This window comes from Ruegeria sp. CDSC052 (assembly GCF_059610685.1).
Map to the genome: position 1 here is coordinate 174,652 of NZ_JBXWOB010000003.1, position 13,954 is coordinate 188,605.

14 protein-coding genes are annotated in these 13,954 nt (G+C 56.7%); 6 read left to right on the top strand and 8 right to left on the bottom strand.

What is annotated here, in order from left to right:
* Nucleotides 1-180 precede the first annotated feature (180 nt).
* The gene (locus tag AC2FIM_RS08100) at nt 181-942 is read left to right on the top strand and encodes a DUF6478 family protein (RefSeq protein WP_496677060.1); all 762 of its coding nucleotides are present in this window, start codon (nt 181-183) and stop codon (nt 940-942) included.
* 10 nt (nt 943-952) lie between these two features.
* Complete coding sequence (locus AC2FIM_RS08105) at nt 953-1,300, top strand: hypothetical protein (protein ID WP_142636351.1); 348 nt, start codon at nt 953-955, stop codon at nt 1,298-1,300.
* 63 nt (nt 1,301-1,363) lie between these two features.
* Here AC2FIM_RS08105 and AC2FIM_RS08110 read toward each other — a convergent pair whose 3' ends face one another.
* On the bottom strand, nt 1,364-2,098 hold the full coding sequence (locus tag AC2FIM_RS08110) for a helix-turn-helix transcriptional regulator (RefSeq protein WP_496677057.1): 735 nt from the start codon (nt 2,096-2,098) through the stop codon (nt 1,364-1,366).
* A 97-nt stretch (nt 2,099-2,195) separates the two neighbouring features.
* Here AC2FIM_RS08110 and AC2FIM_RS08115 point away from each other — a divergent pair, with 97 nt between their 5' ends.
* A complete protein-coding gene (locus AC2FIM_RS08115; protein ID WP_271948890.1) occupies nt 2,196-2,552 on the top strand; it encodes a VOC family protein in 357 nt (118 codons plus the stop codon).
* Between the two features lie 125 nt (nt 2,553-2,677).
* On the opposite strand, the gene AC2FIM_RS08120 is transcribed toward AC2FIM_RS08115, so the two are convergent.
* The 6 genes from AC2FIM_RS08120 to AC2FIM_RS08145 form a co-directional block, all read right to left on the bottom strand.
* Nucleotides 2,678-4,018, bottom strand: a complete 1,341-nt coding sequence (locus tag AC2FIM_RS08120; RefSeq protein WP_142636359.1) for a S41 family peptidase — start codon at nt 4,016-4,018, stop codon at nt 2,678-2,680.
* A 6-nt stretch (nt 4,019-4,024) separates the two neighbouring features.
* Complete coding sequence (locus AC2FIM_RS08125) at nt 4,025-5,155, bottom strand: murein hydrolase activator EnvC family protein (protein ID WP_271948894.1); 1,131 nt, start codon at nt 5,153-5,155, stop codon at nt 4,025-4,027.
* The gene (gpmI, locus tag AC2FIM_RS08130) at nt 5,152-6,669 is read right to left on the bottom strand and encodes a 2,3-bisphosphoglycerate-independent phosphoglycerate mutase (protein ID WP_271948897.1); all 1,518 of its coding nucleotides are present in this window, start codon (nt 6,667-6,669) and stop codon (nt 5,152-5,154) included. Before gpmI ends, AC2FIM_RS08125 begins: the two co-directional genes overlap by 4 nt.
* A gap of 103 nt (nt 6,670-6,772) precedes the next feature.
* Nucleotides 6,773-8,446 carry a sulfatase-like hydrolase/transferase gene (locus AC2FIM_RS08135; RefSeq protein ID WP_496677051.1) on the bottom strand — a complete coding sequence of 558 codons (1,674 nt, stop codon included), beginning with the start codon at nt 8,444-8,446 and terminating at the stop codon, nt 6,773-6,775.
* A gap of 66 nt (nt 8,447-8,512) precedes the next feature.
* Nucleotides 8,513-8,749 carry a (Na+)-NQR maturation NqrM gene (nqrM, locus tag AC2FIM_RS08140; RefSeq protein ID WP_271948901.1) on the bottom strand — a complete coding sequence of 79 codons (237 nt, stop codon included), beginning with the start codon at nt 8,747-8,749 and terminating at the stop codon, nt 8,513-8,515.
* 14 nt (nt 8,750-8,763) lie between these two features.
* Nucleotides 8,764-9,789 carry an FAD:protein FMN transferase gene (locus AC2FIM_RS08145; protein WP_496708011.1) on the bottom strand — a complete coding sequence of 342 codons (1,026 nt, stop codon included), beginning with the start codon at nt 9,787-9,789 and terminating at the stop codon, nt 8,764-8,766.
* Between the two features lie 363 nt (nt 9,790-10,152).
* Between AC2FIM_RS08145 and AC2FIM_RS08150 the strand changes: the two genes are divergently transcribed.
* Entirely contained in the window at nt 10,153-10,677 is a 525-nt protein-coding gene (locus AC2FIM_RS08150; protein WP_271948907.1) for a CBS domain-containing protein, read from the top strand.
* A 3-nt stretch (nt 10,678-10,680) separates the two neighbouring features.
* Here AC2FIM_RS08150 and AC2FIM_RS08155 read toward each other — a convergent pair whose 3' ends face one another.
* On the bottom strand, nt 10,681-11,451 hold the full coding sequence (locus AC2FIM_RS08155; protein WP_271948909.1) for a metallophosphoesterase family protein: 771 nt from the start codon (nt 11,449-11,451) through the stop codon (nt 10,681-10,683).
* A gap of 159 nt (nt 11,452-11,610) precedes the next feature.
* On the opposite strand from AC2FIM_RS08155, the gene AC2FIM_RS08160 reads away from it, so the two are divergent.
* Both AC2FIM_RS08160 and tviB read left to right on the top strand, forming a co-directional pair.
* Nucleotides 11,611-12,624, top strand: coding sequence for a GDP-mannose 4,6-dehydratase (locus tag AC2FIM_RS08160; protein ID WP_282021771.1), 1,014 nt, complete (start codon nt 11,611-11,613; stop codon nt 12,622-12,624).
* A gap of 5 nt (nt 12,625-12,629) precedes the next feature.
* On the top strand, nt 12,630-13,913 hold the full coding sequence (gene tviB, locus AC2FIM_RS08165) for a Vi polysaccharide biosynthesis UDP-N-acetylglucosamine C-6 dehydrogenase TviB (protein ID WP_496708041.1): 1,284 nt from the start codon (nt 12,630-12,632) through the stop codon (nt 13,911-13,913).
* Nucleotides 13,914-13,954: the final 41 nt, after the last annotated feature.

Here is a 13,954-nt window from a genome sequence, read left to right on the forward strand (position 1 = left end):
AGACGGTACGCACTGACCGGGTCGATTGCAAGAACGGCGCCCTCCGTAACAGGTCACAACTTTGCTGCCTAGCCAAAAGCGTGTTCACATTTTCGGTAATTTACCGACGCTATGATGCAAATCGGCTTTATCCTCGGGTGGATATCCGACAAAAGATGTGTGGAGCAATAGATTGGGATCATGGGCAAGCTACTGGATCGCTATATTCACCGCAAAGCACTGACGCGCTGGCAGCGGGACGCCCGGGCAGCGCCCGAGGCTGTGCTTTCTGAATTGCGGCAGCAGCGTGATGATGCACGTCGCTTGCGATCCGAGCTGGATGCGCTGATCCTTCAGGCCAACAGCCGCCTTACACGGCCTGTGGCGGGATCAACCCATTTCCCGAAACCGTTGGGCACCGACTGGAGCTGGAGGCCCGAGCTGTGGCGCTATCCTCAGCCCCGCCCCGGTGTCGCCTCGGCCCCGCGTAAGGCACGTATCAACGATGAGGCAACGCTGTTTCACGACTGTCCGCGCCAGGAAATCAGCACGCGCCAGATCCGGAACACGCGCAAGCATGATCTGTCACCGTTCAGCTTGGCGGTCGAGGTTTTCGGGTTCGAGGGATCATTTCTCTCTCTCTCTATCGAGCTTCCACAAGAGGCTGTGCAAGGGCTGACGCAGCAGCATCTGATCCGAGTCGATTGCCATATTGAGGCCGAACGCCCACAGGAATTGTTCGCGCGGCTCAATATTCGACACGGCCCAAACGCCGAACAGGTTCTGCGCAAACTTGATCCCACTGGTCCTTCAAACAGCGTGGATTTTGATCTTGCACATTTACCACTGAATGAACGCCGCATGGACAAAGTCTGGCTGGATATCATTCTGGATAATCCTCGGATGAACCGGATAGTGTTGCAGGACCTGACCGTCTGTCGTCACCATCGCGCCGATTTATGAGAACCCAGCCATGACTAATCTGATACTCACATCACTGGGCCTGGAAAATGGCACCTGGATGGGCCACCTGCAGGCCGATACGCAGCCCGAGATCAGCGTGTCCTACCGTGGTGACGCGCTGGATGAGGTTCACCTGTCACCAGCCGACACCGGGTGGGAGCTTTGTGTACAGGTGCCTGATGTGGCCCTGTCTGACGGGGTCCACAGTTTTGTAATCTCAGATTCCGTTTCAGGGCTTAAACTGGGCGGGTTCTCGATCATTGCAGGAAACGCCGCCGCCGATGACCTGCGCGCCGAACTGGACCTGATGCGAGCAGAGCTTGATATGCTAAAACGAGTCTTTCGCCGGTCTCAGTAGGCGGTAGAAGTGCGTGCCTATAATTCAGGCGTCATTGTCCGCATACGGTTGGCCATGACCCGATCACATCGAAGAATCATCAATTACCAATGAGGGTTGAAATTTTTCTTTCGGCAGCAGCTTGAAGCGCGTTTCGCCCATTGAGGCCCCATGCATCCGGTCGCACCGAAATGTCCTTGGTTCGTTTCTCAGACGGTCGATCGCAACGACGTACCAAATGGGATACTTCAACAAGAGATACTGAGGCTCAATTTGCCGGTTGGAAATAACACCGTCTTCTCTTTGATATCGCAGCTCCAAGACCTTTTGATCGACGAAAGCCTGATGAACCGCTTGCACAATCCTTTTTGGTGGGGCGCTCGCGCTGGCTTGAACATAAGTCGAAGCCGTGACGCCTATGAGAATACGGGACTTGAGCTGGTTCACCTTGTTGCGTTTCCCGGGTGAAAACGAGGCCACAAGCTGCCGCCTTACCGATGCCAAGTTCGCAAGCAACATTGGTGATTTCATCTGCTCTGCGACAGCGATGCTGATTAGCAGATCGACCGCCTCAGCGTATGTCAGGTTCATGCGACCAACGCCCCAGTTGCGGTCGAGGCGCACACCTCCTCCACGACCGCGATCAGCGTCTATCTGCATGCCTTGGTCCCGCATAAGCACAAGGTCGCGGGCTATCGTGCGCATACTGACACCATGCTGTTGCGCCAAGTCTCTAACCGTACAATGGGCATCTTGCTTGAGTTGAACCGCAAGCAATTCCAATCGCCTCAGTCTGTTGTGTGTATTAGCCCGTGCCATGAATCAAATAAGACATAAAATGGCACATTAGTCGATATAGCTTGGGTCACTGAAACCAATACCTGACGCAGGCCACTCACTTGCAGGAGCTAAATCGATGAAAATGAATTACTTTGTTGTCGGAACGAATGACATGGCAGCTGCAAGAACCTTCTACGACACACTGTTTTCGCAATCGGGTCTCCAAAGCATGTCGCCTTCAGAAAGAATGACTTACTGGCTTGGAAAGGATTTTGCCTTCGCCGTGGCCAAACCCTTCGACACGTTGCCGGCCACTAACGGTAATGGAACGATGGTTGGATTTTGCGTTGGTGGCCACGCAGAAGTCAGAAGGCTGCACGCTTTAGCTACAGATCTCGGGGGTGATTGTGAGGGGGCCCCCAACCAACGCGGGCCAAAGTTCTCTGCATACGTTCGAGACCTGGATGGAAACAAGATGTGTTTTTCTGACTAGCTTTTCACAGAGCGGACGTTGGTTGGGAGACAACATAGGTGGCATCGGGCTCTAATCAGCCACCCTACCTCGATCGGCAGCGGCCCCATCAGGAAAAGGGCCGCCTGTCAGGCGGCCCGGTTTTTTTATTGCGATGGCCCGTCCGGGTTGAAGGCTGACAGCCCCTTGAGGATGTCGATGGCATAGGCCAGCTGGTAATCCTCTTCCCGCAATTCGGCGGTGGCTTCGGCCTTGGCCCTATCTTCTTCGATCTGGCGGATTTCATCCTCGCTCAGGCTGTCATTGTTCAGACTGCCACGCAGATCAGCCTCGGAACGGGTGTTCCCATTGGCCTCTTCTTCCTCGGTCTCCGGGGCTGGGCGGGGCTGTTCAACGATGATGTCCGGGCTGACACCAAGCGCCTGAATAGACCGGCCCGACGGAGTGTAGTAGCGCGACGTGGTCAAACGCATCGCGCCATCGCTCCGCAGTGGCATGACAGTCTGGACCGAGCCTTTGCCGAAACTTTTGGTTCCCACAACGATTGCGCGGCGATGATCCTGCAGCGCGCCGGCTACAATCTCGGATGCTGAGGCGGACCCACCATTGATCAGCACCACAATCGGCTTTCCTTCTGCCAGATCACCCACTGTTGCGTTGAAACGCTCACCATCGCTTGGATCGCGGCCACGGGTTGATACGATCTCACCCTCGTTTAGGAATGCGTCCGAAACCTTGATTGCCTGTGTCAGCAGACCACCGGGATTGTTGCGCAGGTCCAGAACGACACCATTCACCTTGTCGATCCCTCCGGCCTCTTCGATCTGCTCGGCCAGACCTTCCTGCAAGTTGGGATAGGTTTGGTCGTTAAAGGTGGTCACACGCAGAACCACACTGGTCCCTTCGGTGCGCGCGCGTACTGCCGTCAGTTTGATTGTGTCGCGGATGATAGGCACGTCAAAAGGTTCCTGTTCACCCTCGCGGACAACGGTGATCACGATTTCCGAGCCCACCGGCCCGCGCATCAGATCGACCGCTTTGTCCAGGGTCAGGCCCAGTATGCTTTCGCCATCGACATGGGTGATGAAATCTCCGGCTTCGATCCCGGCCTCATCCGCAGGCGTATCGTCGATCGGCGAGACAACTTTGACAAAGCCCTCTTCCTGCGTGACTTCGATACCCAGACCGCCAAACTCGCCACGGGTCTGGACCCGCATTTGTTCGGCATCATCCGGCGACAGATAGCTGGAATGCGGATCCAGCGAGGTCAGCATACCGTCAATGGCCGCCTCAATCAGGTCTTCGGGCTCAACCTCTTCGACATATTGCGCGCGGATGCGTTCGAAAATATCGCCAAACAGATCCAGCTGTTCATAGACACTGGCCTTGTTTTCGGCTTCTTGGGCAAGCAACGGACCGGCGATCTGCGTCGTTACAATCAGGCCTGCAATAGTTCCAGCCAAACCGGCCATCACAAATTTCTTCATACTCGTTTATCCATCCTTGTCGGTCCGAAACCACGATTCCGGGTCCACGGGGCTGTTATCCTGTCTTACCTCTATATAGAGCGTTTCTGACCGGTCAGTTCCAGTGCCATCACCGCTTGTTGACAAAATTGCGCCGATTTCCTTCGATTCTGCAGGCATCAATCCGACTGGCGTCCCCCGGGGAATCACCTGACCGGCTTCTCCGTAGACCTCTTGTAGCCCGGAAAAGACAAATAGAAGCCCCGGTTGCGGCTCGAGGATCACCAGATTCCCCAACTCCAGTAGTGGCCCGCGATACCGTATCGTGGCCGCCGTTGGCGAGGTGACTATTGCGCGCGGTCGGGTGCCCAATACGATACCAGGGCGTTTGACACCGGCCGCATCGGTTTCATTTGCCCGGTGCAGGATGATGCCCTGCGTCGGCAGCGCAATTTGACCCTTGATACTTGATATATCCGCATCCGTTTCGGCGATTTGCCCTTCGGAGATCTGGGAAAGCCCGCTGGCAAAACCGTCAAGCGTTTCAGTCGATGAGATCAGGATCGCTGTGCGGATCGGGTCCTCGACAAAGCGGCGCGGCAAATCCGTTCGGTCTGCGATGGCGGTGCTGAGCTGGGTGCGGGCATTCTGAACGCCGGTCAAGCCCTCGACCAAGGTTTCCGAGGCGCTTTGCTGCAACAATCGCAGCGTGCGCACTTCTTGAAGATCACGCGCAAGAGACTGCGCTTTTGCGTTCAGACCCGGCGTAACCTCGGACAGCATCATACCGGCCCGGGCCGAGCCCAACGGCCCTGACGGGTGTAGCATCAGAACCGGAGGCGCCGTGGTTTCGATCGTTTGTAATACGCCCAACAGCTGTGCCACGTCCTTTTCCCGACTGCGCAACTCGGCTGTTAACTGGGCTTCGCGTGTTGCCGCCCGTCGTAGGCCATCCCGCATGGCCGACAGGCCCGCCTCATACGCCTGTATGGTTTCGGTCAGGGCACGGACTCGGTCGCGGGCGCTTTCGGCCTCGGTCAACGATACTGATGCCTGCTCAAGCATCTGCGCTGCATTCAATGCAGCGGTCGCGGGGTCGGTCTGGGCAACCGCCCTGGATGTAAAGAAAATCGCCAGAAGCAGCGCACGAAGCGTCATGAAAGCAGGCTCTTTCCAGTCATTTCAGGGGGCTGATCCAACGCCATCAGTTCCAGCAGTGTGGGCGCCAGATCGGACAGGCGACCATCCCGCAAGGATACCTCTGCTGGTCCCCCGACTAACGCCACGGGCACGGGGTTCAGCGTATGGGCTGTATGCGGCCCGCCGGTTTCGGGATCGACCATCATCTCGCAATTTCCATGATCGGCCGTTACAATCATTGCGCCCCCCACTTTTTCCAACGCGGCGACCACTTGCGCCAGCCCTTGATCCACAGCCTCACAGGCGCGGATTGCCGCTTGCAGGTCGCCGGTATGCCCAACCATATCCGGATTGGCATAGTTGGTTATGATCAGATCATAGCCCGCCCCGATGGCTTCGACGAATTTTGCGGTTACTTCGGCCGATGACATCTCGGGTTGCAGGTCGTAGGTCGCCACTTTGGGCGATTTAGGCATAAAGCGGTCTTCGTTCGCCTCAGGCACTTCCTTGCCGCCATTGAGGAAGAAGGTCACATGCGGGTATTTCTCGGTCTCGGCGAGACGGAACTGGCTCAACCCATGTTTTGCCACCCATTCGCCCAGTGTATTGATGATGTCACGTTTGGGGAAAACAGTGGTCATATAGGCGCTGTGCCCGTCGGAATATTCGACCATGCCCAGCAGGGCTGAAAGCTGTGGACGCGGGCCGGTGTCGAAATCATCAAAGCCGGGTTCGCCAATCGCCCGCAGAATCTCGCGGGCCCGGTCGGCGCGGAAGTTGAGGCAGAAGAACCCATCTCCGTCTTTGATGCCGTGATAGCCGTCGAGGACGGTCGGGACGATAAATTCGTCCGTTTCCGACTGCTGATAGGCCTGATCCACGGCATTGCGCGCCGAAACAGCGCTGCGCCCCTGCCCTTTGATCATTGCACCATAGGCTTCGCTGACACGTTCCCATCGGTTGTCGCGATCCATTGCAAAATAGCGCCCGCAGACCGAGGCAACACGGGCGCCGTCGGGCAAGCGCTCCTCAAGCTCTGTGATATAGGTCAGCGCTGATTTCGGGGCCACATCCCGGCCATCCGTAACCGCGTGCAAGGCAACGGGCACACCAGCATCCGTTATCGCCTTTGCCGCAGCAATGATATGGTTCAGGTGGCCATGCACTCCCCCGTCCGAGACCACCCCCAACAGATGTGCGGTGCCACCTGCAGCCTTTACCTTACCGATAAAGTTCTGCAGCGCGGAGTTGGCAAAGAAAGAACCGTCCTCAATCGCCAGATCAATCTGGCCCAAATCCATCGCAACAACGCGGCCAGCCCCAATATTTGTGTGACCGACTTCGGAATTGCCCATCTGACCACTTGGCAGACCAACATCCGGACCATGGGTGATCAGCTTGGCGTGTGGGCCCTTGGCCATGATCGCATCAAATGTTGGCGTGTCGGCAAGGTAAGGCGCATTGGCCTCGGTGTCCTCGGACAGGCCCCAGCCATCAAGAATACACAGGACGACGGGTTTCGGGGCGGTCATTTCGGCTCTCCGGGTTTGCTGCTCTTGGTTGGTCTTGTATCGCCTGCCCCGCGCAGGGTGAACCGCCTTTTGCCCTGATCAGTCAGAATTCATGTTACAAAGGCTATTCCTTGCCGGTATGGTCCTGATAGGGGCGCGCTTTGCGGCCTCTGTATTTCACGGTCAAATCCAGTGGTGCGTCGTTTTCGTCATAGATTCCAATAACCACCCCTCTGCCCCGACTATTGGTGCGCATATCGATCAGTTGCTGTTCGGAACGCGTTGTGCGCTGCGACGGGCGACGCGCCCAAGTGAACAGATGGTCATACATCTTGGCGATGATATCCGCGTGTTCAGCACTGTTGCCAAGGTCTGTTAGTTCATTCGGGTCGTTTTCAAGATCGAACAGCAGTGGCCGATGCCCGCCTTCGCAATGGATCAGCTTCCATTTCTTGTTGGCCACCATGAACATCACTGCATCCCGAACCGAGGCATTCAGCTTTTCCGCCATGGGCGAGGCGGAATAGTCATACTCACTGATTGCCACTTCCCGAGGTGTCTCGACCTGATGGCCACGCAAGATCGGCAACAAGGAGTGACCTTCCAGAATGTGACCCGACGCTTCGCCTCCGGCTATGTCCAAGAATGTTGGGGCGAGGTCGATGGACTCGACCAGCGCGTCGCTGACAGTGCCACGGGTTGCCTCAGCCTCGGGGGATGGGTCATAGATGATCAACGGCACCTTGACCGATGCGTCCTGGAAAAAGGTCTTCTCACCCATCCAGTGATCGCCCAGAAAATCCCCGTGGTCCGAGGTTAACACGATCATCGTGTCCTCCATCCGACCCGTCTTTTCCAGCCATGCGAACAGCCGGCCCATCTGGTCGTCGGCCTGCTTGATCAGACCCATATAAGCGGGGATCACGGCCTCGCGCACCTCTTGTCGGGAAAACGCCTCGCCCACCTTGGTGCCCATGAACGCGCTCAGCACTGGGTGGGCATTCTGGCGTTCCGCCTCAGACCGGACCACGGGCAGGATATGTTCCGGTCCGTACATTGAGGCATAGGGTTCCGGCACGACATAGGGCCAATGCGGTTTGATAAAGCTCAGGTGGCAGCACCAGGGGCCGTCATGGGCTTCCATGAATTCGATCCCGCGCCCGGTCAGATAGGGCGTTTCGCTGTCTTCCTCGGCAATATTCGCCGGCTGGGAAGAGTTCTTGAGAAACCAGCCCGACAGAACATTGCCCTCAGCGTCGAGACCTGAATTGGCGAAGTCATGCCAGGGGTTGTCGCTGTCATATCCTTTGGCCGATAGGTATTTGTTGTATTCCTTGGCCCCGTCCGGGTCATAATACCCATCCGGCCCTTCGGGCAGCATTCCGTCATCACGCTCGAACACGTCGAACCCGCATTCGGCCACGCGCGCACCAATCAGACTGTCCGGCTCCAGCCCTAATCGCGCCATTCCCTCGGCATCCGCACGCATATGGGTCTTGCCCACCAGCCAACAGTCCATCCCAGCTTTGCGCAGATGATCACCCATGGTCATCTCACCCACTTTCAGCGGGATTCCATTCCAAGAAGCCCCATGCGAATGCACATAGCGCCCGGTATAGGTCGACATACGGGAGGAACCGCAAATAGGAGACTGGATATAGGCCCTGTCGAACCGCACACCACGCGCAGCCAGGCGGTCTATGTTGGGGGTGTGCAGATGCGGATGTCCGTAACAGCTCAGATAGTCCCAGCGCAGCTGGTCGAACATGATGAACAGGATGTTTCTTGCTTTGGCCAAATCTGCGCCCCCGTTATTCAGGGACCTGCTTAGCCAATTCCAGCCGCCAAACGAAGCGCTAAGTTATTAGGCCTGCCGTTCCATCTGCTCAAGCATCTTTTGGGCGCGTTTGCACTGAAGCTTGTCGCGCAAGGGGCTGTTAGGGTCCACGTCCTTTTGGCAGACCACACATTTATCCGCACCCGAGATCGCATTCAGGCCACCGCAGCTGCCCTTGATGGTCTTACCCATCAACATCACACCCAGCGACATGCCAACCATGATGATCAGCAGTAGAATGAAGGCCAGAATAAAAGTGCTCATCTCAGCTCAACCCGTCAGTTGGTGCCCAACGCCTCTTTGAACGCTGTGCTGTGTACCGTGATATAGGCATCCTCACCGCCTGTCACATCCCGCGAGATGAAATACACGGCAAGTTTATGCGTCTCGGCAAGTTTCAAACCCTTTTCCTGACCCAAGGCCAACATCGCTGTCGCCCAAGCATCTGCCATCATAGCATTTTCGGCCAGTACCGTGACCGAAGTGGTCCGATGCGTGATCGGGCGGCCAGTAGTTGGGTCAATGATATGCGAATACCGCACACCATCTTGTTCAAAGAAATTCTTGTAATCGCCGGATGTCGCCATACCCAGATCATCAAGTTGTACGATCAACTGCAGATTCTGCGCATCGGCCTGGGGTTTTTCGATCCCGATCCGCCAAGTCTCACCCTTGTCGTTTTCGCCTCTTGTGACCAGATCGCCGCCTATCTCGACCATATAGTCTTCAATCCCAGCCGTGCGCAGCGTTTCGGCCACGGCGTCGATGCCATACCCCTTGGCAATGGCGGACAGGTTAATGCCGACTCCGGCATCGGCCTTCGCCAAAGTTCCGGCATCGCGATCCAGTTGCAGCAATCTGGCCTGTCCGACCCTGCCCAAAGCCGCCTGGATGTCAGCATCTGCGGGCACCGGATCTTCCGGTTTGCGCGGACCAAAGCCCCAAAGCTCTATCAGCGGGCCGAGAGTCACGTCGAATGTACCCCCGGATTTCTCGTGCACATCATTCGCGGCATCAAGCACCAGCGCAAATTCATCCGAAACGGCTACAGGTTCAGTGCTGCCCGAGTCCGAGAAGGTCGAAACCTCGGAATTCGGGTCCCAGTTCGACATCTTTGCGTTAACTTCGGCCAGTGTCTGTTCGACCGCACCCGCCAGCGCTTCTTCATCAACATCGACACCGATGGCCGTGATGTTGAATGTCGTCCCCATCGTTTCGCCTGACAGGCGTACCACCTCGGGCTCTTTGTCGAACAAGCAGCCGGAAATAAGTGTGGCGACAGCCAGGACTGGCAAGAAACGCATATGGGTCCCTCCTGAGGAAAAGCGTGCCCGGCATATGACAGCGGCCCCAATCAGAGTCAAACCTGCATCAGGCTTTCAGCGGCAGGAAGCCTAGCGCCAACAAACCGATTCCGGCGGGCACCCCGAACAGCCATGCTTTCTTCTGCCATCCCGGAGCCTGTTGTTTCCAGGTCATGCGAAAATTATGGCCACAAACGACAACCGCAAAAAATATCAGCGCGGCAACAGGGGGGGTCAGATAAAAGTTGGACAACGGGCCGGATTTCCTTGGTTTTTGGCAGTTTTCCCCGGTTAGGGCATTTGTACCCTATACAGGTCATATGGCTGCGGTAAGGTGAAAAGCAAAGCAAGAGGAGATTGCCCATGGCCCCAAGCTCTTACCAGCCACCGACACGCGGCGACAAGGCCGCGGCTGCCTCGCATAGCCAGTCGGTTGAATCGAACCTTTCTCATACACAGACAACAGTCGAAAAGCTGCTTGTTGGCAAAGGGGACGCGGTTTTTACCGTGCGCCCGAAAGACACAATTCATTCGGTGGTGAATATCCTCAAGGAAAAGCGGATCGGCGCTGTGGTGGTGACAGATCAGAATGGTACGCTTCAGGGTATCCTGTCCGAGCGTGATATTGTGCGCCGTATGGCCGATACTCCCGGCCAGACCCTGCCCCAATCTGTCGAAGATCTGATGACCCGCAGTGTACAGACCTGCGCGCCCGAGGATCTGTTGAACGATGTGCTGAAAACCATGACAGAGGGGCGCTTTCGCCACATGCCCGTCCTCAGCGATGGCCATCTTCGTGGCGTGATCACGATCGGTGATGTCGTGCATTTCCGCCTCAAAGAGCTGGAGTATGAAGCCCTTCGCATGAAGCAGATGATCGTCGGTTGACAGCTATTCCGGCTGCTCGTTGGTTGCGATGAACCGGACCTCGCCGGCGCGAATATCAGTGGCGGTCAACCTGCCACTGAAGAAGGCGCCGGTGTCGATCGAAACAACGCCATTCTCAGCGCGGGGCTCTGACGTGATCGTATGACCATGGACAACCCACTGGCCATCTTCCCGCATCTGCCGTGAGAAATTCGGATGGCCCCACAGGCGGACTTGGCGTGTCTGCTCATCCAATGGCTTGCCTGGGTCCAGCCCTGCATGCACCACGGTGACATTGCCGCTGGTCCAGGTCAGGGGACGGTCGTGCAGCCATGACAGCAAATCTTCTCCCATTGCGCGTCGCAATCTGTCAGCCACCGAGACAGCATCCGCACCAACCGTGTCTTCATCCACACCGGTAATTCCAAATGAGGCGAGCGTTTGCAGGCCACCGTTTTGCAGCCAAAGCCTGCCGACCCGTTTTGGGTCATCGGTGAACCGCAACAGCATCTCCTCGTGATTACCCAGCAGGCAAATGAAATCATTGCCCCGGACCCGGCTAAGGTGCCGTAACTGGTGCAGCACCTGGGCGCTGTAATTGCCACGATCAATGTAGTCCCCGACAAAGATTGTGGGGCAATCTGGATCCAGCCTTGCCAGCAAAGTCTGCAACAGATCCAATCGCCCGTGGATATCCCCCACGGCATAAAACCTCTGGTCAGGCGCGATGTCAGAAACTGAATTCTGTGCCGCCTGAGGTTTTTTCCACCTGGTTTTGATCCAATCCCACACCATCGCAATTTCCTACCCTGACTGGCGGGCAACAACAATCCGCAAGTGAATTCGGGTTCTGGATTGCCCCATTGGCGCGGTTTGTAGGAAAATCCCCTTGACCTTGAGGGGCTGAAAGTATCCCTGATGTTTCAAACGGTTTTGGTTTGGGTCGAGGGTTAAATGAAGCGCGTATTAGTCACAGGCACAGCAGGGTTCATCGGTTTTCACCTGGCAAAACTGCTACTGGCCGAGGGGTTTCAGGTTCACGGCTACGATGGGATGACGGATTATTACGACGTCTCGCTCAAGCAGCGCCGCCATCAGATGCTCTTGCAATCCCCTGGGTTTTCCGCAACCGAGGATCTTTTGGAAAACTACGACCAGCTTGCAAAGGTCGCTGAGGAGTTCCAGCCCGAGGTGATCGTGCATCTCGCGGCGCAGGCTGGTGTCCGCTATAGCCTTGAGGACCCACGCAGCTATATCAATTCCAACGTGGTCGGCACGTTCAACGTCATGGAGATCGCGCGCGAGCATAAGGTGGATCACCTTCTGATGGCCTCGACATCCTCGGTCTATGGCGCCAACGAGGTCATGCCCTTTACTGAGGTCGAAAAGGCCGACACACCGCTGACGATTTACGCCGCAACCAAAAAGGCAAATGAGGCGATGGGCCATTCCTATGCCCATTTGTGGAACCTGCCCACGACCATGTTCCGGTTCTTCACCGTTTACGGCACATGGGGGCGACCCGATCTGGCACTCTATAAATTCGTGGATGCAATTCTGGATGACCGCCCGATCGATATCTATAACCACGGCGACATGTATCGGGATTTCACCAATGTCGAAGACCTTGTCCGCGGTATCCGACTGCTGATTGACGCCCCTCCGGTGCGGCCGGACAGCGCAGATGAGATTGAAGAAGGTGACAGCCTGTCGCCAGCGGCGCCCTGGCGCGTGGTGAATATAGGCAATGGCGACAAAGTGCGCCTGATGGATTTTATCGAAGCCATTGAGGAAGCTATCGGCAAGAAAGCCATCCGCAATTACATGCCTATGCAGATGGGTGATGTTCCTGCCACTTGGGCGAATAGTGATCTGCTGCAAAAGCTGACCGGCTATCGTCCGCAGACAAACTTCAAAGATGGAATCGCCCAGTTTGTCGAATGGTTCCGCGACTATCATGGTAAGTGACGCATATGCTTGAAACCGACCCCAATTCCCGAAAGATTGCTGTGATCGGGCTGGGTTATGTCGGCCTGCCCCTGGCCGTGGCCTTCGGCAAAACTGGCAAGGTGATCGGATTTGACATCAATGCGGCGCGGGTCGAGGCACTACGCGCTGGCGTAGATGCAACGCATGAGGTTGAGCCACATGATCTGAGCGCGGCGGGCGGCCTGAAATTCACAACCAACCCCTCGGAGATTGCCGACTGCGATACCTATGTCGTAACCGTCCCCACGCCGATCACCGCAGGTAAGCAGCCTGATTTAGCCCCCCTTCTGGCCGCGTCGGAAACAGTTGGCCACGTATTGAAACCCGGTGATTTGGTGATCTACGAATCCACCGTCTATCCCGGCGCAACCGAAGAAGATTGCGTTCCGGTGCTGGAACGCGCCTCGGGCCTGACCTTCAACACGGATTTCTTTGCAGGCTACAGCCCCGAGCGGATCAACCCCGGTGACAAGACCCACCGCATCGCGGACATCTGCAAAGTCACCGCTGGTTCAACCCCGCAGGTCGCTGATCTGGTTGACGCGCTCTATGCCCGGATCATCACCGCCGGAACCCACAAGGCCGAAAGCATCCGCGTGGCTGAGGCCGCGAAGGTGATCGAAAACACCCAGCGCGACCTGAATATCGCTCTGGTGAACGAGTTGGCGATGATCTTCGGTCGCATGGGCATCGATACCGAGGCTGTGCTGCGCGCAGCCGGAACCAAATGGAACTTCCTGCCCTTCCGCCCCGGTCTGGTCGGCGGGCATTGCATCGGCGTGGATCCTTACTACCTGACGCACAAGGCCGAGGCCGTGGGCCATCACCCGCAGATCATCCTTGCAGGGCGGCGCCTGAATGACAGGATGGGCAGCTATGTAGTGTCGCAACTGGTCAAACGTATGACCCGTTGCGGTATCAATGTTGGCGCCGCCCGTGTTCTGGTGATGGGCCTGACGTTCAAGGAAAACTGCCCCGACCTGCGCAACACCCGTGTCGTCGACATTATCGAAGAATTGCAAAGCTATGGCATCAGCGTCGATGTCCACGACCCTCATGCCGACCCCAAAGCCGCGCACGAAGAATACGACCTGGCCCTGATCGACCAACCTGAGCCAGGGCTCTATGATGGGGTCGTCCTGGCCGTCGCGCATGCGGAATATCGGGCACTCGATCCTTTGCAGTTTCGAGCCTATGGCAAAGAAAACAGCGTAGTCTTCGACATCAAATCCTGCCTGCCACGCGAGGCAAGCGACCTGCGCCTGTAATCGAACCAAAAGACCTAAAATGAAACCGGCGCCACAGGGCG

Coding starts and splice junctions, on each gene's coding strand:
- AC2FIM_RS08100 (WP_496677060.1), top strand. CDS start 181: ATGGGCAAGCTACTGGATCGCTATATTCACCGCAAAGCACTGACGCGC.
- AC2FIM_RS08105 (WP_142636351.1), top strand. CDS start 953: ATGACTAATCTGATACTCACATCACTGGGCCTGGAAAATGGCACCTGG.
- AC2FIM_RS08110 (WP_496677057.1), bottom strand. CDS start 2,098: ATGGCACGGGCTAATACACACAACAGACTGAGGCGATTGGAATTGCTT.
- AC2FIM_RS08115 (WP_271948890.1), top strand. CDS start 2,196: ATGAAAATGAATTACTTTGTTGTCGGAACGAATGACATGGCAGCTGCA.
- AC2FIM_RS08120 (WP_142636359.1), bottom strand. CDS start 4,018: ATGAAGAAATTTGTGATGGCCGGTTTGGCTGGAACTATTGCAGGCCTG.
- AC2FIM_RS08125 (WP_271948894.1), bottom strand. CDS start 5,155: ATGACGCTTCGTGCGCTGCTTCTGGCGATTTTCTTTACATCCAGGGCG.
- gpmI (WP_271948897.1), bottom strand. CDS start 6,669: ATGACCGCCCCGAAACCCGTCGTCCTGTGTATTCTTGATGGCTGGGGC.
- nqrM (WP_271948901.1), bottom strand. CDS start 8,749: ATGAGCACTTTTATTCTGGCCTTCATTCTACTGCTGATCATCATGGTT.
- AC2FIM_RS08145 (WP_496708011.1), bottom strand. CDS start 9,789: ATGCGTTTCTTGCCAGTCCTGGCTGTCGCCACACTTATTTCCGGCTGC.
- AC2FIM_RS08150 (WP_271948907.1), top strand. CDS start 10,153: ATGGCCCCAAGCTCTTACCAGCCACCGACACGCGGCGACAAGGCCGCG.
- AC2FIM_RS08155 (WP_271948909.1), bottom strand. CDS start 11,451: ATGGTGTGGGATTGGATCAAAACCAGGTGGAAAAAACCTCAGGCGGCA.
- AC2FIM_RS08160 (WP_282021771.1), top strand. CDS start 11,611: ATGAAGCGCGTATTAGTCACAGGCACAGCAGGGTTCATCGGTTTTCAC.
- tviB (WP_496708041.1), top strand. CDS start 12,630: ATGCTTGAAACCGACCCCAATTCCCGAAAGATTGCTGTGATCGGGCTG.